Source organism: Kitasatospora sp. NPDC059803 (assembly GCF_042732255.1).
Classification (GTDB): Bacteria; Actinomycetota; Actinomycetes; order Streptomycetales; family Streptomycetaceae; genus Kitasatospora.
In genome coordinates this window covers 1-18005 of the sequence record NZ_JBHWIJ010000174.1, presented here as the reverse complement: position 1 = coordinate 18005, position 18005 = coordinate 1, and the positions used below count along the sequence as shown (strand labels likewise).

At 75.2% G+C, this 18005-nt stretch carries 18 protein-coding genes; 12 read left to right on the top strand and 6 right to left on the bottom strand.

Annotated features, from left to right (window positions below; all coding sequences use genetic code 11):
• Window positions 1-44: 44 nt before the first annotated feature.
• Window positions 45-2003, bottom strand: a complete 1959-nt coding sequence (locus ACFV6I_RS25075; protein WP_380427722.1) for a glycoside hydrolase family 5 protein — start codon at window positions 2001-2003, stop codon at window positions 45-47.
• 145 nt (window positions 2004-2148) lie between these two features.
• Between ACFV6I_RS25075 and ACFV6I_RS25070 the strand changes: the two genes are divergently transcribed.
• Genes ACFV6I_RS25070 through ACFV6I_RS25060 form a run of 3 tightly spaced genes read left to right on the top strand, consistent with a single transcriptional unit; the run spans window position 2149 to window position 4389 of the window.
• Complete coding sequence (locus ACFV6I_RS25070; protein WP_079136105.1) at window positions 2149-2673, top strand: MarR family winged helix-turn-helix transcriptional regulator; 525 nt, start codon at window positions 2149-2151, stop codon at window positions 2671-2673.
• Window positions 2670-3539, top strand: a complete 870-nt coding sequence (locus tag ACFV6I_RS25065; RefSeq protein ID WP_363374483.1) for an ATP-binding cassette domain-containing protein — start codon at window positions 2670-2672, stop codon at window positions 3537-3539. Before ACFV6I_RS25070 ends, ACFV6I_RS25065 begins: the two co-directional genes overlap by 4 nt.
• Complete coding sequence (locus ACFV6I_RS25060) at window positions 3499-4389, top strand: ABC transporter permease (RefSeq protein WP_380427719.1); 891 nt, start codon at window positions 3499-3501, stop codon at window positions 4387-4389. The genes ACFV6I_RS25065 and ACFV6I_RS25060 overlap by 41 nt, the downstream gene beginning before the upstream one ends.
• Window positions 4390-4434: 45 nt before the next feature.
• Here the strand turns inward: ACFV6I_RS25060 and ACFV6I_RS25055 are convergent, their stop codons facing one another.
• Entirely contained in the window at window positions 4435-5205 is a 771-nt protein-coding gene (locus ACFV6I_RS25055) for an alpha/beta hydrolase (protein WP_244293538.1), read from the bottom strand.
• 200 nt (window positions 5206-5405) lie between these two features.
• Between ACFV6I_RS25055 and ACFV6I_RS25050 the strand changes: the two genes are divergently transcribed.
• A complete protein-coding gene (locus tag ACFV6I_RS25050; RefSeq protein ID WP_380375314.1) occupies window positions 5406-6227 on the top strand; it encodes a hypothetical protein in 822 nt (273 codons plus the stop codon).
• A gap of 38 nt (window positions 6228-6265) precedes the next feature.
• Here the strand turns inward: ACFV6I_RS25050 and ACFV6I_RS25045 are convergent, their stop codons facing one another.
• Window positions 6266-6619: a DUF6401 family natural product biosynthesis protein gene (locus ACFV6I_RS25045; RefSeq protein ID WP_063350470.1), complete on the bottom strand. Its 354-nt coding sequence runs from the start codon at window positions 6617-6619 to the stop codon at window positions 6266-6268.
• A gap of 142 nt (window positions 6620-6761) precedes the next feature.
• Here ACFV6I_RS25045 and ACFV6I_RS25040 point away from each other — a divergent pair, with 142 nt between their 5' ends.
• The 5 genes from ACFV6I_RS25040 (at window position 6762) to ACFV6I_RS25020 (ending at window position 11147) form a co-directional block, all read left to right on the top strand.
• Window positions 6762-7688: an LLM class F420-dependent oxidoreductase gene (locus tag ACFV6I_RS25040; RefSeq protein ID WP_063350471.1), complete on the top strand. Its 927-nt coding sequence runs from the start codon at window positions 6762-6764 to the stop codon at window positions 7686-7688.
• A 77-nt stretch (window positions 7689-7765) separates the two neighbouring features.
• Window positions 7766-8476 (top strand): AAA family ATPase, encoded by a 711-nt coding sequence (locus ACFV6I_RS25035; RefSeq protein WP_063350472.1) that lies wholly within the window; start codon window positions 7766-7768, stop codon window positions 8474-8476.
• A gap of 77 nt (window positions 8477-8553) precedes the next feature.
• Window positions 8554-9570, top strand: a complete 1017-nt coding sequence (locus ACFV6I_RS25030; protein ID WP_380427717.1) for a zinc metalloprotease — start codon at window positions 8554-8556, stop codon at window positions 9568-9570.
• Window positions 9571-9791: 221 nt separating this feature from the next.
• Window positions 9792-10247 carry a universal stress protein gene (locus ACFV6I_RS25025; RefSeq protein WP_380375316.1) on the top strand — a complete coding sequence of 152 codons (456 nt, stop codon included), beginning with the start codon at window positions 9792-9794 and terminating at the stop codon, window positions 10245-10247.
• 42 nt (window positions 10248-10289) lie between these two features.
• Complete coding sequence (locus tag ACFV6I_RS25020; RefSeq protein ID WP_380427714.1) at window positions 10290-11147, top strand: DNA-formamidopyrimidine glycosylase family protein; 858 nt, start codon at window positions 10290-10292, stop codon at window positions 11145-11147.
• On the opposite strand, the gene ACFV6I_RS25015 is transcribed toward ACFV6I_RS25020, so the two are convergent.
• Together ACFV6I_RS25015 and ACFV6I_RS25010 are read right to left on the bottom strand one after the other, a co-directional pair.
• Complete coding sequence (locus tag ACFV6I_RS25015; protein WP_380427712.1) at window positions 11095-11730, bottom strand: uridine kinase; 636 nt, start codon at window positions 11728-11730, stop codon at window positions 11095-11097. The genes ACFV6I_RS25020 and ACFV6I_RS25015 overlap by 53 nt on opposite strands.
• A 58-nt stretch (window positions 11731-11788) precedes the next feature.
• On the bottom strand, window positions 11789-13087 hold the full coding sequence (locus ACFV6I_RS25010; protein WP_380427710.1) for a PQQ-binding-like beta-propeller repeat protein: 1299 nt from the start codon (window positions 13085-13087) through the stop codon (window positions 11789-11791).
• Window positions 13088-13237: 150 nt separating this feature from the next.
• On the opposite strand from ACFV6I_RS25010, the gene ACFV6I_RS25005 reads away from it, so the two are divergent.
• Window positions 13238-13804 (top strand): Uma2 family endonuclease, encoded by a 567-nt coding sequence (locus ACFV6I_RS25005; protein ID WP_063350478.1) that lies wholly within the window; start codon window positions 13238-13240, stop codon window positions 13802-13804.
• 12 nt (window positions 13805-13816) lie between these two features.
• Here ACFV6I_RS25005 and ACFV6I_RS25000 read toward each other — a convergent pair whose 3' ends face one another.
• Complete coding sequence (locus ACFV6I_RS25000; RefSeq protein WP_063351637.1) at window positions 13817-14146, bottom strand: DUF4326 domain-containing protein; 330 nt, start codon at window positions 14144-14146, stop codon at window positions 13817-13819.
• 93 nt (window positions 14147-14239) lie between these two features.
• On the opposite strand from ACFV6I_RS25000, the gene ACFV6I_RS24995 reads away from it, so the two are divergent.
• Window positions 14240-16825 (top strand): SpoIIE family protein phosphatase, encoded by a 2586-nt coding sequence (locus ACFV6I_RS24995; protein WP_380427708.1) that lies wholly within the window; start codon window positions 14240-14242, stop codon window positions 16823-16825.
• Window positions 16826-16909: 84 nt separating this feature from the next.
• Window positions 16910-18005 (top strand): sensor histidine kinase (locus tag ACFV6I_RS24990; RefSeq protein WP_380427724.1); only part of this gene is annotated, 1096 nt, incomplete at its 3' end.

Sequence of the window (18005 nt, the reverse complement as noted above, 5' to 3'; positions counted from 1 at the left end):
CCGGCCGCCCCCCCCCGCCGCCCCCCCCCCCCACCGCGGCGGTGTCAGGCCAGTGGACGGCAGAGCAGCGCGTCCGGGACGCCGGCGTGCAGCCAGCGCCAGGTGAAGGCGACCCCCGCGACGTACTCGTTCGAGGCGCACTGCCCCTTGTAGGCCCCGGGCGCCCAGTCGCTGGCCGCCGAGTCGGCGCCGGTGGCGGCCGGGGGCCGGTTGTCGCCGTGGTCGAACCAGAGCACCCGGTCGGCCGCGGCGGGCGGCGCGGCCGCGGCCGGGGCGCAGAGCAGGGCGGCCATCGCGTCGGCGCGGACGCTGTAGCCGACCGCGAACCGGCCGTCCGGGCACTGGAGTTTGTTGTAGCCGGGTGCCCAGTCGCCGCCGGTGACGTATCGCTCGTCCGTGACGGTCGTCCAGGCGTCCGCCCCGGTGGCGGGCTGCCCGGCGTCGGTGCACAGGCCGCGGCCGTCACCGCGGCCGAGGCCGATCAGGCGCTGGCCGTCCGGGCAGTTCCCCTTGCGGTTGCCGCTGCTCCAGTCGGGCAGGGCCAGCATCCGCCGGGAGGTGTTCTGGTCGGTGTGGTCGAGGTCGAGCAGGTTCCAGCGGGCGGCGGCCGGCACCGGGCCGGTGTACCCGGGGGCGGCGACCAGCCGGTTCCAGTCCGCGGCGCGCCAGTCGCCCGGGTCTTCGACGCTCAGCCGCCGGCCGGCCCGGTCGTAGTGGAGGAGCGCCCAACTGTCCTGCGGCACGCCGTCGTTGTGCCATCCGACCAGCGGCCAGACGGCGAAGTCGGTGTCGTGTTCGGCCAGGATCGCGGTGAAGCGGTCGAACCAGGCCTGCTCCTTGGCGTCGGTCGGGCCCCGCCCGCCCGCGCCGAACTCGCTGATCCAGACCGGGGCGGTGAAGTGCTGCCCGGCGCGGGTGACGAAGAGCGCCTCCTCGTCGACCACGGCGGCGAGCTGACTGGGCGTCAAGTCCTGGTAGCGGGGATCGCCGGTGGCGCCCGGACCGCTGCCCGCGCCGGTGTTGGCCGAGCCGGTGTACCCGTAGAAGTGCGCCGAGTAGACCAGTTTGCCCGAGTCGATCAGGGTGTGGGAGAGCGTGGCCACCGGCTTGAGCATCGGACGGCCGTGCGGCAGGCCCGCCAGCGGGACGCCCTGCCAGTTGATGCCCTCCATGATGATCAGCAGGTCGGGGGCGGCCTGGAGGATCCGGTTGCCCGCCTCCTCGAAGGCGGCGTACGCGTCGTGCCCGTCGCCCAGGCCCCAGTTGGGGTCGTCCCAGGTGTCGCGGCGGACCTCGTTGCGCAGGTCGGCGCCGACCACGCGCTTGTTGGCCCGGTACCGGTCCACCATGAACAGCCAGTCCTGCTCCCACGTCTCGGTGGACTGGCCGCTGTTCCACCGCTCGTTGCCGTCCAGGCCGCAGCAGAACCGGTACCCGGTGGTGTGGTTGTTGAGGATCACCGCGAACCCGTCGGCGGTGAGCGCCGCCACCACCGCGTCGTACACCTGCAGTGGGGTGCTGCCGCGCAGCCCGGGGTTGGCGGCGACGGCGGCGTCCGGGACGGCGGCGGTGTCCCGGATCATCGCGTCCGCGAACGGCAGTCGGACGCTGTTGAGCCCGAGGCTGTGGAAGCCCGCCATGATCTCGGACAGCGGCGCCCGGTCGAGGCCGAGCGGCAGGTTGTACGAGACCTGGCCGGCCTGGTTGTTCGCCGGATCGGTGGTCGAGCCGCTGCCCTGCCACGTGCCCTGCGCGCCGGACCAGTTGCCGGACTTCAACTTGAACCGGTCGCCCGACGCGTCGACGACGTACCGCCCCCGGGTGCTGAGCGGTCCCGCCCAGGAGGCCGCCAACTGCGCGCCGCTGAGCGGCGCCGGGGCGGCGGTGGTGGCGCTTTCGGTGGCGATGTCCGGGGCGGCGGTAGCGGCAGTGGCCGCCGGCACAACGAGCAACGCGGACAGCGCCGTTGCCGCGGACAGCACGCGGAGCGCGAGTCTTCTCATGAGGGTTCCCAGCGGTGAGGGTGGGTGGGTGTCCGTACACGGTCACCCGGGATCCTGGCACAGCCGCGCCCCGCCCGGCAGTCCTCCGGTCCACCCCGTCCGCCCTCTGGACGAATACCTCTCACTGAGAGCTAAAATCGGAGGTATGAGTGCGACACCGGAGACGCTCACCCCCGCACCGGCCGTCGACCTTCCGACGACCCCCGATCCCGACGTGGCCGACGAACTCTCCGCCCTGCTGGTCGGCATCCAGCGCCTGGTCCGCCGCCGGCTGCGGCAGGGACTCACCGAGCCGAGGCTGCGCGGGGCGCAGATCGAACTGCTGCGCCTGGTGATGGACACCCCCGGGCTGCGGGTGTCCGACGCGGCCGAGGAGCTGTGCCTCGCCGGCAACTCGGTCTCCACCCTGGTCAACCAGCTGGTCGCGCTGCGGCTGCTGCGCCGCGAGGTGGACCCGGCCGACCGCCGGGCGGCCCTGCTGTACGCCACCGACGAGGCCGTCGAACGCCTCGCGGTCTGGCGGGCCCGGCGCGCCGCGCTGGTGGGGGAGGTGGTGGCCGGGCTGCCCGCCGACTCCCGGGCGGCCCTGGCCGCCGCGGTGCCCGCGCTGCGCGAGGTGGCGACGGGCCTGCGCACCCGACCGGGCGAGCCGGGGGAGGAGGAGCGATGACGTTCCCGGAGAACGGCGGTGACGAGGCGGTGGTCTGCCGCGGCCTGGAGTACACCTTCCACCACGGGCGCGGGAAGGGCAGCAGCACCAAGGCCGTCGACGGTGTCGACCTGACCGTGCGCACCGGCGAGGTGTTCGGCCTGCTCGGCCCCAACGGCGCGGGCAAGACCACCACGATCCGGGCGATCACCACCCTGCTGCCGGTCCGCGCCGGCATGGTGCGGGTCTTCGGCCACGACCCCGCCCGGCAGCGGATGGAGGTCCGTCGGCTGCTCGGCTACGTGCCGCAGCAGCTCTCCGCGGACGGCGGGCTGACCGGTCGGGAGAACGTCGCGCTGTTCGCCCGCGTCTTCGACGTGCCGCACGGCGAGCGCCGCGAGCGGGTCGCCCAGGCGCTGGCCGCCGTCGGCCTCGCCGAGGCGGCCGACCGGATGGCCGGCACCTACTCCGGCGGCATGGTCCGCCGGCTGGAGCTCGCCCAGGCCCTGGTCAGCGCCCCGCGCCTGCTGGTGATGGACGAGCCCACCATCGGCCTGGACCCGATCGCCCGCACCGGCGTCTGGGAGTGCGTCGAGGCGGTCCGCCAGGCCACCGGGATGACGGTGCTGGTCACCACCCACTACATGGACGAGGCCGACCGCTACTGCGACCGGATCGCCCTGATGGACCGCGGCCGGATCCGCGCGCTCGGCACCACCGAGGAGCTGAAGACCGTGGTCCGCGCGCAGGATCCGCAGCTCGCCGACCCCAGTCTGGACGACGTGTTCCGCCACTTCGCGGGCCGCGAGCTGGCCCCCGGCGAGGCCCCGGAAGGAGAGTTCAGCGATGTCCGCCGTACCCGCCGCACCGCCTCCCGCGTCGGCTGAGCCCCCGAGCCCCGCCGCCACTGCCGCCGCGACCGCCGCCCGCCCCGACCTCGGCCTGCTGCTGGTCCCCCCGCGCGCCCGCACCGGCTGGCGGCTGGTGCCCGCCCGGACGCTGGCGATGTGCACCGTCGAGCTGCAGAAGCTGCGCCACGACCGCACCGAGCTCTACACCCGGGCCGTGCAGCCCGCGCTGTGGCTGCTGATCTTCGGGGAGACCTTCACCCGGCTCAAGGCCATCCCCACCGGCGGCATCCCCTACCTGGACTTCCTGGCCCCCGGGATCATCGCCCAGTCCGCCATGTTCATCGCGATCTTCTACGGCATCATGATCATCTGGGAGCGGGACTCCGGGGTGCTCACCAAACTGCTGGTCACCCCCACCCCGCGCGCGGCGCTGGTGACCGGCAAGGCCTTCGCCGCCGGGGTGAAGGCGGTGATCCAGGCCGTCGTCGTGGTGGTGATCGCCGCCCTGCTCGGAGTCGCGATGACCTGGAACCCGCTGCGGCTGTTCGGGGTCGTGGTCGCCGTGCTGCTCGGCTCGGCGTTCTTCTCCTGCCTCTCGATGACCATCGCCGGCATCGTGCTCACCCGCGACCGCCTGATGGGCATCGGCCAGGCGATCACCATGCCGCTCTTCTTCGGCTCCAACGCCCTCTACCCGGTGGACCTGATGCCGGGCTGGCTCCAGGTGGTCAGCCGGGCCAACCCGCTCAGCTACCAGGTCGACGCCCTGCGCGGCCTGCTGATCGGCACCCGCGCCCACCTGCCGCTCGACTTCGCCGTCCTGACCGTGGCCACCGTGCTCGGCATCACCGCGGCCTCCGCGCTCCTCGGCCGTCTGGCCCGCTGACGCCCGCGCCGCTGCGCCGCCGCGCGGCCGCCGGCCCGTGCGGAATCAGCCGCGCGGCTGGCGGGGCAGGGCGAGGGTGAGGGCCTCGGGGGAGGCGGGCGGGAGGGCGAGGGCGGAGACGGTCTCGGCGGGGAGCGGGCGCAGGCCGAGCAGGGCGGTGGCCAGGCGGGTGGTGGCCCGGTGCCAGTCGGGGATGCGCTGGAGCATGGCGTGGCCGCTGCCGGTGACGGTGTAGCCGCAGACGCGGGCGCCGGCGGCCCGGCTGCGGGCGGCGAAGGCCCGGGTCTCGGCGGGCGGGGTGACCTTGTCGCGGTCGCCGTGCAGCAGCAGCACGTCCCGTCCGGCCAGTTGCTCGCACGGGTCCTCGGCTGGGCACCAGGGGGCGAGGGCGACCAGGCCGGTGACGGCCGGGTGGCCGCCGGCCCGCAGGGCCGCGCGCCCGCCCATCGAGTGCCCGATCAGGACGGTCGGCACCTCGCCCAGCTCCCGGGCCAGCTCGTCGAGGGCGGCGAGGGCGTCCAGCGCGGCGTCGGCGCGCTGCCCGTTCCAGCCCCGGTGGCGGTAGCGGACGGTGCCGACGGCCACGTCGGCGCCGGCGGTGTCCTTGGCGAGGGAGCGCAGGAAGCCGTGCATCCGCAGCAGCGGCAGGTTGACCGGGCCGGGTCGGGCGAGGTTGTGCTCCTCGCCGCCGTGCAGCACCAGGACGGCGGCGCGCGGCGCCTCGGGCCGCACCCGCCAGCGCAGTGCCGGGTGCCCGGCGGTGCTGCCGGCCGTGCTGCCGGTCGTCGTGCCGCCGTCCACCGTGTCGCTGCTCACACCCGCACCGTCCTGTCCCGTCCCGCCCCCGTCCCGTGCCCTTGAACATCACTTTACGCGGGGCGTCTACGGGCCCGTTTCACCCGGGGGGAGCAGCCCGGGGACCAGGCGCGCGCGGGCCGGGCGGGGTGCTGCTATCCACGAAGGGTGGGGGGCCGCACGCGCCGCTCGTGGCGCCGTGTCACCGAGTGGAGGACTCCGTGGCTCAGCAGCTCGCACTCTCCGTGGACTTCGGATCGGGTTTCACCGACGCCTGGTCCAAGATCGCGAAATTCGTCCCGCAGTTCATCGCCTTCCTGGCGATCCTGGTCATCGGCTGGATCGTGGCGAAGGCGATCGCCAAGGTCCTGGACCGCGTGCTGCGCAAGGTCGGCTCGGAGCGGGTCGCCGAGCGGGCCGGGATGGCCCGCCACCTGAGCGGGTCGAACTACGACATGACCGGCATCATCTGCAAGATCGTCTACTACGCGATCCTGCTGATGGTGCTGCAGCTGGCGTTCGGCGTCTTCGGCCCGAACCCGATCAGCGTGATGATCCACAGCATCGTCGCCTGGCTGCCCCGGGGCATCGTGGCGGTCGCGATCGTGGTGGTCGCGATGGCCATCGCCAACGGCGTCCGCGACATCGTGCGCAACGCGCTCGCCGGCGCCTCGTACGGCCGGACGGTCGCCACGATCGTCTGGGCGTTCATCGTCGCGCTGGGCGTGATCGCGGCGCTCGGCCAGGCCGGGATCGCCACCGCGATCACCGGACCGGTGCTGATCGCGGTGCTCGCCACGATCGCCGGTGTGCTGGTGGTGGGTGTCGGCGGCGGCCTGATCCTGCCGATGCGCCAGCGCTGGGAGCGCTGGCTGGACCACGCCGAGCAGGAGAGCGCCAAACTGCGCGGCAGCGCCTACCAGGCGGGCCGGGCGGACGTGCTGGCCAACCAGCCGGCCCGGCCGACCACCCAGGCCGCCCCGGGCACCACCCCGCCGCCGCCCGGCATCGACCCGGGCCGCCCGGGTGACCAGCCGAGCTAGGGCGGGCGTGTCCTGGGTCGTAGCGACCCGCAGCGGGTTCAGGCCCGCAGCAGGCCCTGCTCGCGCACCAGCCAGCAGATCGCGGTCAGCCGGTGCACCGCGTAGTCGTACCCCACCGGTTCCCGCCAGCCGATCTCGGTGAGCGCGTCCAGGAAGCCGAGCGCGTAGTCCGACAGTTCCTCACGGTCCAGGGGCCGGGGCGCCAGCTCCGGCCCCTGCGCGTACAGCAGCTCGCGCAGCATCGCGACGTGCTGGTCGACCATCGCGACGAAGCCGGGCTCGAAGGCGAACTCGGACAGCCGGGGCGTGAACGCGGCGACGATGCCGGGCAGCGGGCAGCCGGCCGGATCGTCGGGGGAGCGCCGGAAGGACTCGTCGGGGGTGGCGAACATCCGTCCACCGTAGGCGAGCGGGTCGGCCGGACCGGCGGCTCGTGACGGTTCCGTGCTGAGACCTTGGCCACCTTCGGGAGCTTCGGCGGCTTGGCCGGTTCTCTGCACCGATCCACGGGTGGTCTGTACCAGAATGGTCCGCATGGATCTCCGCATCTTCACCGAACCGCAGCAGGGCGCGAGCTACGACACCCTCCTGACGGTCGCCCGGGCCGCCGAGGACCTGGGCGTCTTCAGTGCCTTCTTCCGCTCCGACCACTACCTGAAGATGGGCGACGTCGACGGCCTGCCCGGGCCGACCGACGCCTGGATCACCCTGGCCGGCCTCGCCCGCGACACCCGCACCATCCGCCTCGGCACCCTGATGACGGCCGCGACCTTCCGCCTGCCCGGCGTCACCGCGATCCAGGTCGCCCAGGTGGACGCGATGAGCGGCGGCCGGGTCGAGTTCGGCCTCGGCGCCGGCTGGTACGAGGCCGAGCACGCCGCCTACGGCATCCCCTTCCCGAAGGAGAAGTTCGGGCGGCTGGAGGAGCAGCTGGCGATCATCACCGGCCTGTGGAACACCAAGCTCGGCGACACCTTCGACTTCGCCGGCGAGTACTACACGCTGACCGGCTCGCCGGCCCTGCCCAAGCCGGCCCAGGACCGGATCCCGGTGCTGGTCGGCGGCCTCGGCCCGAAGCGGACCCCGGCGCTGGCCGCCCGCTTCGCCGACGAGTTCAACCTGCCGTTCGCCTCGGTGGAGGACAGCGCCGCCCAGTTCGGCCGGGTCAAGGCCGCCGTCGAGCAGGCCGGGCGCTCGGTCGGCGACCTGGTGTACTCCAACGCCCTGGTCGCCTGCGTCGGCCGCGACGACGCCGAGGTGGCCCGCCGGGCGGCCGTGATCGGCCGGGACGTGGACGAGCTGAAGGCCAACGGCCTGGCCGGCACCCCGGACGAGGTCGCCGAGAGGATCGGCCGGTACGCGGCCGTCGGCAGCGAGCGGGTCTACCTGCAGATCCTGGACCTGGACGACCTCGACCACCTGGAGCTCATCGCCTCCCGGGTCGCCCCCCAGCTCGGCTGACCCGCCCGCACGGCACGCCCTGATCCGGTACCGGCCGGCCGGGCCCGGCGATCACCGCTCTTTACTCGCTCTTGGGAATGCGTAATGCTCCAAGGGAGGGAACGGCGCGGGGAGGACCGGTGACCAGGACGAGAACGGCGGAGGCGGCGGCACCCCGGGTGCCGTCGCCTCCTGGACAGGGCCCCGCCGGCGCCCCGCAGGCCTTACGGGTGCAGCCCGGCCTGCACGACCTGCGGACCGGCCCCGCCCCGGTGGCGCTGCACTACCCCGCCGGCGACCTGCTGGTCGTCTCCGGGCTGCCCGGCAGCGGCAAGAGCACCCTGATGCGCCGCTGCGTGCGCGCCCCACTGGTCGACTCCCAGCTGGTCCGCGAGGAGTACGCGGCCAGGCTGCCCGGCCGCCTCCCGTACGCCCTCTACCGCCCGCTGGCGCGGATCGCGCACTACCGGCGGCTGCGGCGCGCGGTGCTGGCCGGCGGGCCGCTCGCCGTCCACGACTGCGGATCGCTGTCCTGGGTGCGGCTCTGGCTGACCCGCACCGCCGCCCGGCAGGGCCGCCGGGTGCACCTGCTGCTGCTGGACGCCGAACCGGCCGAGGCACGGGAGGGCCAGCAGAGCCGGGGGCAGAGCGTCTCCCGCTACGCCTTCCTCCGGCACCGGGCCGCCGTCGACAGGCTGCGGCGCCGGCTCACCGGGGCCGGACGGGCGCCGGAGGGCTGTGCGTCGGCCGTGGTACTCGACCGGGCCGCCGCGCGCGCCCTGCGAGAGATCGTCTTCGCCGCGTCGTAGTCTCGGCGGGTCCGCGCCGAGCCGGGCGGGCCCGGGGCGCGGCCGACAATCCGCCAACTCCCTTGTCAGGAGCGCAGATGCGCCGTACTGCCCGGGTGCGCTCGCGTACCCCCCGTCTGTTCCCCTGGGCCGCCGTGCTGGTCGCGGCCGCCGGTCTCAGCCAGCTCGCCGCCCCGGCCCCGCACTCCGCCGCCGTGACCGCCGCGGCCGCCGTGACCGTGGCCTGTGCGGGGTCCGACGCCGACGCCGACGCCGCCGCCGTCGATGCCGTCGCCGTCGATGCCGCCGCCCGCAAGCCGGCCGGCAGTCAGGCCGGGCAGGACCCGAACGCCGTCACCGCCGCCGAGGCCCGGGCGATGCAGGCGGACCTCGACGACCGGCTCGCCCAGCTCTCCTCCGCGCACGCCCGGGTCGGCGCCCCGACGACGGTGCCGGTCTTCGTCCACGTGATCCACGCCGGTGACGCCGGCCGGCTCGACGGGGGCGTCGTCGCCGCCCAGATCGACCACCTCAACGCGACCTACGGCGGCCAGGGCGACGGCAACGCCCCCAGCCCGTTCCACTTCGAGCTGGCCGGCACCGACTACACCGACAACGCCTCCTGGTACGACGGCATGACCCCCGGCTCCGGGACCGAGACGGGGATGAAGAACGCGCTGCGCAAGGGCGACGCGGGCACCCTCAACCTCTACACCGCCAAGCTCGGCCAGTCCCTGCTCGGTTGGTCGACCTTCCCGGGCGCCTACCGCTCGAACCCCGCCGACGACGGCGTGGTCGTCCTCGACGCCTCCCTGCCGGGCGGCGCCGCCGCCCACTACAACGAGGGCAGCAGCGCCACCCACGAGATCGGCCACTGGCTCGGCCTCTTCCACACCTTCCAGGGCGGCTGCCTGCCCCCGGGCGACTACGTGGACGACACCCCGCCCGAGCGCACCCCCGCCTACGGCTGCCCCGAGGGCCGCCACACCTGCACCGGGCCCGGCCTGGACCCGATCCACAACTTCATGGACTACAGCTACGACTCCTGCATGAGCCAGTTCACCCCCGGCCAGGTCCAGCGGATGGCCGACTCCTGGGCCGCTTACCGGAGTTGAGTCGTCGGGGCTGGTCCGATACCCGGGCATCCTCGCAGAACCGCGGGAGCATAGAACCGTAGAACCACAGAACCACAGAACCGCAGATCGGCCAGGCCATGTGTCATCGATCTGAAGGCAAAACGCCGATCACGGCGTGGCAAATACCGACCACACGCCCGATTTGATCTATGTTCGGGGTGTCGGGACCGAGCAGGAACTGAGCGCCAAGGAGTAACGCCATGAGTGCCAACCCCCGGATCGTCGTCGGCGTGGACGGCTCGCCCGCCTCGGAGCAGGCGCTGCGCTGGGCGGTCGACTACGCACGGGCCGTCGGCGGGACCATCACCGCGATCGCCGCCTGGGAGTACCCGGCGTTCTACGGCTGGGCCGCGCCGAGCGTGCCGTCCGCCGAGGTCTTCAACCCCGAGGAACTGGCCGGCAAGACCCTCTCCGACACCGTCGTCAGGGTCGTCGGCGACGACCCGGGCGTGCGGATCAGCGAGAGCGTGATGCCCGGCAACGCCGCCCAGGCCCTGCTGGAGGCCGCCAGGGGTGCCGCGCTGCTCGTCGTCGGCAGCCGCGGCCTCGGCGGCTTCTCCGGCGTGCTGCTCGGTTCGGTCAGCCGCCACCTCACCGAGCACGCGCCCTGCCCGGTCGTCGTCGTCCGAGAGGGCCAGGTGGCCGAGGGCGAGTAGCGCGCCGCCCCGCCGGGCCGCCGTGCGGTGGAGGATGGAGACATGCCAGAAGGTGACTCCGTCTACCGCGCGGCGGCCCGGCTGCACGAGGCCCTCGCCGGGCAGGTGCTGACCAGCGCCGACCTGCGGGTGCCCGCGCACGCCACCGCCGTACTCGCCGGCCGCCGGGTGCTGGAGGTCGCCCCGCGCGGCAAGCACCTGCTCACCCGCCTCGAAGGCGGCCTCACCCTGCACACCCATTTGCGGATGGACGGCCGCTGGGAGGTCTACCGGCCCGGCGAGCGCTGGTCCGGCGGCCCCGCCTGGCAGATCCGCGCCGTCCTCGGCACCGAGCGGGGCACCGCCGTCGGCTACCGGCTGCCCGTCGTCGACCTGCTGCGCACCGCCGACGAGCAACGCGCCGTCGGCCACCTCGGCCCCGACCTGCTCGGCCCCGACTGGGACCCGGTGGAGGCCGTCCGCCGGCTGCTCGCCCACCCCGGCCGCCCGCTCGCCGAGGCGCTGCTCGACCAGCGCAACCTCGCCGGCATCGGCAACGTCTACGCCGCCGAGCTCTGCTACCTGGCCGGCGTCACCCCGTGGACCGAGGTGGGCCAACTCCCGCGCCCCGACCGGCTGGTGGAGCGGGCCCGGGAGCTCCTCGACGCCAACCGGCTGCGCCCCGGACACGTCACCACCGGCGACACCCGGCGCGGCCACCAGCACTGGGTCTACGGCCGGGCCGGCCGCCCCTGCCCGCGCTGCGGCACCCTCGTCCGGACCGCCCGCCAGGGCGCGCCCCCGCAGGACCGGGTGGCGTACTGGTGCCCCTACTGCCAGCGCGGCCCGGCCCCGGCCGGTACGGGCGTCAGCTCCGCTCGACCAGGGCCGGGTGACGAGGGTCGTCCACCCGGACGGTGACGTCGGCGGCCTCGGTCGGGCCGGTCTCCGCCTCGTAGCGGGCGAAGGCGGGCAGCGTCCACTGCTGGTCGGCGGGCGTGCGGCGGGCCAGGGCGGTCGGGGTGAGTGTGAGGTGGACGGCCAGCTCCAGCGGCAGCCAGCGGCCGAGCAGCAGCGCGCCGTCCAGCAACAGCACGCCGCCGGGCGGCAGTTCGGCGTACGGGGCGCGGGTCGAGCGGTCCGTCGCCGGGTCGCGCAGCGAGGGCAGGACGCGGCCGCTGGCACCGGGCTCCAGCGGGTCCAGCACCTCGCGCAGCAGGGCGCCGTCGTCCAGCCAGAGGTCGTGGAAGGCGTCCGCGTCCTGGTGGCCGTACTCCAGCCGGATCGAGGCCGGGCGCAGGAAGCCCGCCGCCGACACCCGCAGCGCGGGGCGGCCGCGCAGCCGCAGCGGCTCCACCAGGGCGTCGGCGAGCAGGTCGGGGCGGGCGGCGGGCGCGCCGTCCACGGCGACCCGCAGCCACCGGCCGCCGGGGTCGGACAGCGCGGCGATGCGGTCGGCGAGCATTTCGGCCAGCCGGTCGGGGGAGATCGGGTGTACCTGCATCGGGCCATCCTGTCGTGCCGTCGTGCCGTCGTGCCGTCGTGGCTGTGGTGCCGGGCGGTCAGGTGAGCGGGAGGGCGTGCAGGACGTCGTCGTGGCCGGCGTAGAGGTGGTTCGCGTCGACGGCGAGTGACCAGACGTCCTTGCCGGGGCCCGAGTCGAGGAACGTCCAGCGCGGTGTGCCGCTCGCGGTGTCGATCGCGCACACCCCGGCGGTCGCCGGGCCGGGGACGAACAGCGTGCCGCCGGCCACCAGCGGATGGCTGCGGCGGTCCAGCAGGAACGGCAGCCGGTAGGACCACTGCAGTGCGCCGGTGACCGCGTCGTGCCCGGTGACCAGGCCGTTGTCGCGGGCCAGGTAGACCCGCGGGCCGTCGGAGACCGCGGGCATCGCCCGCCACGACTCGCCCCGGCCGGGGGAGACCGTCCAGGCCGGCTCGCCGCCGGGGCGCAGCGCGCGGACGCCGCCGGCCCCGTCGGGGACGTAGACGTGCACCGGACCGCCGACGCACCAGCCCAGGTCCCCGGCGCCGGGGGCCGTCCACAGCTCCCGGCCGTCGGCGGTGTCCCGGACCACCAGCTCGCTGCCGTTGCCCAGGTTGCGCAGGCACGGGAGGCGGCCGCCGGGCGCGGTGACCGGGGTGAACGGCTGCTCGTTGCGGTCGGTGGGGAGGTGCCACAGCATCGAGTGGTCCGCGACCCGGACGGCGAAGAGCCGGCCGTCCGGCGTCGAGCTCTCCCGCGACCAGTCCCAGACGTAGCCGTACAGGGTGCCGTCGTCGAAGCCGGACAGCTGGACGGAGCCTTGCAGGTCGTCGGGCAGCGGCAGGCTCCAGTCGGCGGCGGGGTCGCCGAGGTGGCGGGCGTCCAGGTGGCCAGGGGAGGTGGTGAAGAGCCGGTCCGGCCCGAGCACCACCTTGCCCAGCACCTCCAGGTCGCTCGGCCAGTTCCCGCGCGGCGGGTCGATGGTGAGCAGCCGCGCCGCCTCGCCGGTGGCCGGGTCCAGGACCTGGAGCCCGGCCCGGGACAGGAACACCGGCCGGGTCGGCGGGCCGGTCAGCCGCTCCGGGGTCATCGCCTCCGGCCCCCGGTACGTCCACAGCGGGGTCGGCCCGGACAGCGCGGTCGGCTTCGGCTGCGGCGGCGGAGCCAGCTGGTCCGCACCCGAACGGCCGAACGCCCACACCGCCGCGCCCGCCGCCAGCGCCCCGGCCCCCGCCAGCAGCCCGCGCCGGCTCAGCCGCGGCCCGTCCCCGCCCCCGCCGACCACGTCCGCGGGCTCCCCCGCGGCGCCGTCCGCCTCCCCGTCCCACTGCCACGACGTCTCGCGCACGGGCCCCTCGGACGACGGCGACTGCATACCGGCTCCCACCTCCCCCGCGGCGCCCCACGCGCCACCACTCGCCCGGAGGATATCGAACAGCCCCCGAACCACCCGAAACCCCGACCGGCGGCGTACTAGGCTGAGGCACAGCACAGGCCCGCCCAGCAGCCCCGGGGGAGGTACGGCGTGACGGCCGAGATGATCGCACCCGAGTGGATGCACCGGCAGATCAGCAGCGAGCAGTACGACTCCTGGACCGTGGAGCAGTGCGCGGGCATCGAGATCGTCGACGGGATGGTGGTCGTGAGCCCGAGCGCCTCCAAACGGCACAACCGGCTCGCACGGTTCCTGGCGAACGCCCTGGACGCGGCCGGCGGCGCCGAGTGGAACGCCGACACGGACTTCGACGTCAGGCTCCAGGACGTGCCGCTGAACAACCGCCGCCCGGACGTGGTGGTCTACCGGGCGGACACGATCGACGAGTCGCCCACCAGACCCGCGGACGTGCTGCTGCTCGTCGAGGTCGTCTCACCGGGTTCGGAGACCACCGACCGGGTGGTCAAGCTGGACCAGTACGCCAAGGCGGGCATCCCGTTCTACTGGCGGGTCGAGCAGGTCGCCGACGGCGTCCCGATCGTCCATACCTACGTGCTGGACGCGGCGAGCCGTTCGTACCGGGCGGGCGAGTTGTTCACCGGCCGGGTCAAGGCCGTGGTGCCGTACGCGGTGGAGGCCGACCTCTCCGGGCTGTGAGGCGCCCGCCCGTCAGTGCTGCGGGGGGTGGTCGGCGAGGTCGGCGAGGACGTCGGCGTGGCAGGGGAGCGGGGCGCACCAGCAGCCGAGGCGGTGGCCGCGCAGGGGCGGGACGAGGGCGAGCAGGTCGGGGCGGGCGAGGAGGTAGGCGCGGTAGTCGGCGACCATCTGCTCGCGGGTGAGGTCGGGGCCGGGGCGGTAGGGGCAGTGCAGCGGGGACTCGGACAGGTGCCAGCCGCCGCGGTGCATGGCGCGGCCGACGTAGACGACGTCGGCGCAGGAGGGGTCGTCGCGGTGGCCTTTGAGGTTGACCACGGTGGTGCGGCCGGAGGTGGTCGGCATGCCGTCCATGCTGGCGCAACCGGGGCCGACGGGCATCCGGGGCCGCGGGGGGCTCGCCTTGACACGCCCCGGGGCCCGGCGTAGCAAAAGAGCATGCGCCATCCGCACGCGGGCGGCCGTGACCGGGCGGCGCCGCCCGGCCCGCACCGGCCGCAGGAGCTTGACGCCGCCCCGGCGGCGGTCGAGCGGGACGACCTGCTGGCGGGCGCCGTCCGCCGGGCGCTCGGCGGCACCGGGGCGTACGGGGCGATGGTGTACCTGCGATCGCGGGACGGCCGCTCGCTGGTGCTCTGCACGATCGCGGGCGTACCGCTGTCGATCATGAGCCCGTTCCGGCGGATCGCCGCCGCCGGCCCGCTGCCCGTCGCCGTCAGCTTCCGCACCGGGCGGACCATTACCCTCGCCGACACCGAGGACACCATGCGGCGCTTCCCGCAGCTCGCCGTCGGCATGCCGTACGACTACGCCTCCGCCTGCGTGCCGGTGGCGGGCGGCAAGGAGCGGTTCGGGGTGCTCAGCGTGTTCTGGCCGGCCTCCGACGACGGCGTCCCGGAGGACGCCCAGCCGCGGCTGGCGGAGGTGGCCGGGCGGCTGGCCGCCGGGCTGGCGGGCCTGGCGGCGGCCGGGCACCCCGTGGAGCCGGGCGGCGACGCGGCCGTGGTCGAGCTGCCGCCGCCGTCCGCGCCGACCTGCCGGGTCGGGATGTTCGACTGGAACGTCGCCACCGGGGCGCTGGCCGCCGACGAGCAGTTCCTCGCGATCTTCGGCCTCGCACCCGACGAGTTCGACGGCACGGCGGCCGCCCTCGGCAGCCGGATCGCCCCCGGCGACCTGCCCGAGTTCCGGGCCGCCGCCCGGACCGCCCTGGCCCTGGGCGAGGTGCTGGCGGCCAGGGTCCGGGTGCTCGGGCCGGACGGCCACCCGTACCCGGTGGAGCTCTGGGCGCGGGTGCCCTCGGCGATCTCGGCGGACGGCCGCACCCATCTGGTCGGCGCCGTGCTGGACGCCCGCACCCTCACCGCGGCCGCGGCCGCCGTCGAGCGACTGCGCGAGGGCGTCTTCTCACTCGACCCGGACGGCCGGGTCGGCTACGCCAACCGCGCCACCGAGCCACTGCTCCAGGCGCGCCGCGAGGACCTGGTCGGCCACCACCTGTGGGACGTGCTGCCCTGGCTCGCCGACCCCTTCTTCGAGAACCGCTACCGGGCCGCCCTGCTCTCCCAGCAGCCCACCGCCTTCCTGGCCGCCCGCCCGCCGGACGGCTGGCTCGCCTTCTCGCTCTACCCCGACACGCACGGCGTCACCGGCCGGGTGGTGGCCGCCGAAGCCCCGCCGGGCGCGGCCGAACCGCGGGCCGCGCCCCCGCCGCCCGCGGCCCGCGGCGCCACCCGGACCGACGCCCCCGCCGGCATCGGCGGCACCTACCACCTGCTCCAGCTCGCCAGCGCGCTCACCGAGGCCGTCAGCGTGCGCGAGGTCTGCCGGGCCGTGGCCGAGGAGATCCTGCCGGCCTTCGGCGGCCAGGAGCTCGCCATCTACGGGGTGCGCGACAAGCACCTGCACCTGATCTCGCAGACCGGCTACCCGGACGGCTTCCTGGACGGCTTCGAGGGCACCCCCGTCGCCGCCCGCATCCCCGGCGCGGAGACGCTCAGCACCGGCACCCCGATCTTCTTCGAATCGGTCCGCGAACTCGCCGCCGCCTACCCCGGCATCGCGCTCGACGAGATGGGCGCCTGGGCCTTCCTGCCGCTGATCGCCTCCGGCCACCCCGTCGGCAGCTGCATCCTCGGCTTCGACCGGCCGCGCCCGTTCACCGCCGAGGACCGCGGCCTGCTCACCGCCCTCGGCGGCTTCATCGCCCAGGCCCTGGAACGGGCCCGGCTGTACGACGCCGAGTTCGCCCTGGCCCGCGGCCTCCAGCAGGCGCTGCTGCCGCACCGCCTCCCGGACGTGCCCGGCATCCGGATCGCCGCCCGCTACCTGCCCGGTACCCAGGGCATGGAGATCGGCGGCGACTGGTACGACGCGATCGTCACCGGCGGGGACGTCACCCTGGTGATCGGCGACGTCGAGGGCCACAGCGTCGGCGCGGCCGCCACCATGGGCCAGCTGCGCAGCGCCGTCCGCGCCTTCACCACCGGTGGCGACCCGCCCGACCAGGTGCTCGCCCGCACCAACCGGCTCCTCCTCGACCTCGACCCCGGACTGCTCGCCAGCTGCTGCCTCGTCCGCCTCACCCCCGCCGACGGCCGCGCCCGGATCGCCCGGGCCGGGCACCTGCCGCCGGTGCTGCGCTTCCCGGACGGGTGGGCCGAGGCGCTGTACGTGCCGGGCGGGCCGCTGCTGGGCGTGGAGGAGCTGGCCGAGTACCCGGTCAGCGAGCTGCGCCTGGCGCCCGGCACGGTGGTCGCGCTGTACACGGACGGGCTGGTGGAGGATCCGGCAGTGGCGATCGACCAGGGGGTGGACCTGCTGCGGGCCGCGCTCGGGCGCGGCGAGGAGCAGGGGCCGGACGGCCTGGAGCTGCTGGCGGAACGGATCCTGCGCGAGGTCGGCTCCTCGCACCGGGTGGACGACGTGGCGCTGCTGCTCACGGCCTTCGACGAGGACGTGTCCACGGGTGCGTCCACGGAGGTGCCCACGGGGGTGCCCACGGAGGTGCCCCGAGCGCCGTGAGCGGCGACTTTCGTCGGGGGCGGGGGCGACGAACGGTGGCGGCGGACGGGTGGCGCGGCCCGATAGCCTCGACGGGTGGATGCGATGGCGCGGGCCTGGAAGAAGGCGGTACGGACGGCGTTTCCCGGGCCCTGGCCGCCCCGGCGGGTGGTGGGCCAGGGCGCGCTGGCCCTGCTGATGGGCGGGGTCGCGGTCCTGCTGGAGGTGGCCTCCGGTGTCGGCCACCCGGTCCTGGTGGGGCTGGGGGTCGCGCTGCTGTGGGTGCTGCGGCCGGCCTTCCCGGCGACCGTGCTGGTACTCACCTCGGCCGCGGCCGGCTGGGCCGTCGGCCCGATGCCGCTGCTGGTCTGCGCGGGCTGGTCGGCCGGGGCGAGGCTGCGACGGGTCACCGCGCTGGTCGGCACCTTCGTGCTGAGCTGGGTGCTGTTCATGGTGACCGGGGTGCTGAAGGACGCCGGCTCGGCCTCGCCCAAGCTGATCGTCGGGCTCTCGCTCGGCGGCTTCCTGCTGGTCGCCGTGCTGCCCGCGCTGTGGGGCCGCTACCGGGCGCAGCGCCGCGCCCTGCTGGACGCGCTGCGCGAGCGCAACGACCAGCTGGTGCGCGAGCGGGTCATGGTGGTGCACCAGGCCCGGCTGCGCGAGCGGCACCGGATCGCCCAGGACATGCACGACAGCCTGGGCCACCAGCTCGCGCTGATCTCCGTGCACTCCGGCGCGCTGGAGGTGGACCGTACGCTCAACGACCGGCAGCGCGAGGCGGTCGGGGTGCTGCGGCAGGCGGCGGTCGCGGCGATGCGCGAGCTGCGCGAGGTGGTCGGCGTCCTGCACGACGAGTCGACGGCGGTGCGGCCGGCGACGGCCGCGGCCCCGGCCCGGGGCGGGGTGGACGGGATCGAGGGGCTGGTCGACTCCTCTCGGGCGGCCGGGGCGCTGGTCTCCTTCTCCCGGGAGGGCGAGCCGCGCCCGCTGGCCGCCGCGGTGGACCACGCGGCGTACCGGATGGTGCAGGAGGCGCTCACCAACGCGCACAAGCACGCCCCCGGCGCGCCGATCACCGTCGCGCTCCGGTACGAGCCGGACGCGCTGGTGGTGGAGGTGGTCAATCCGTGCACGCCGGAGCCGGTGGGCGTGCGCGCCGGCGCGGGCCCGGCGGTCAGCGGCGGCCAGGGGCTGACCGGCC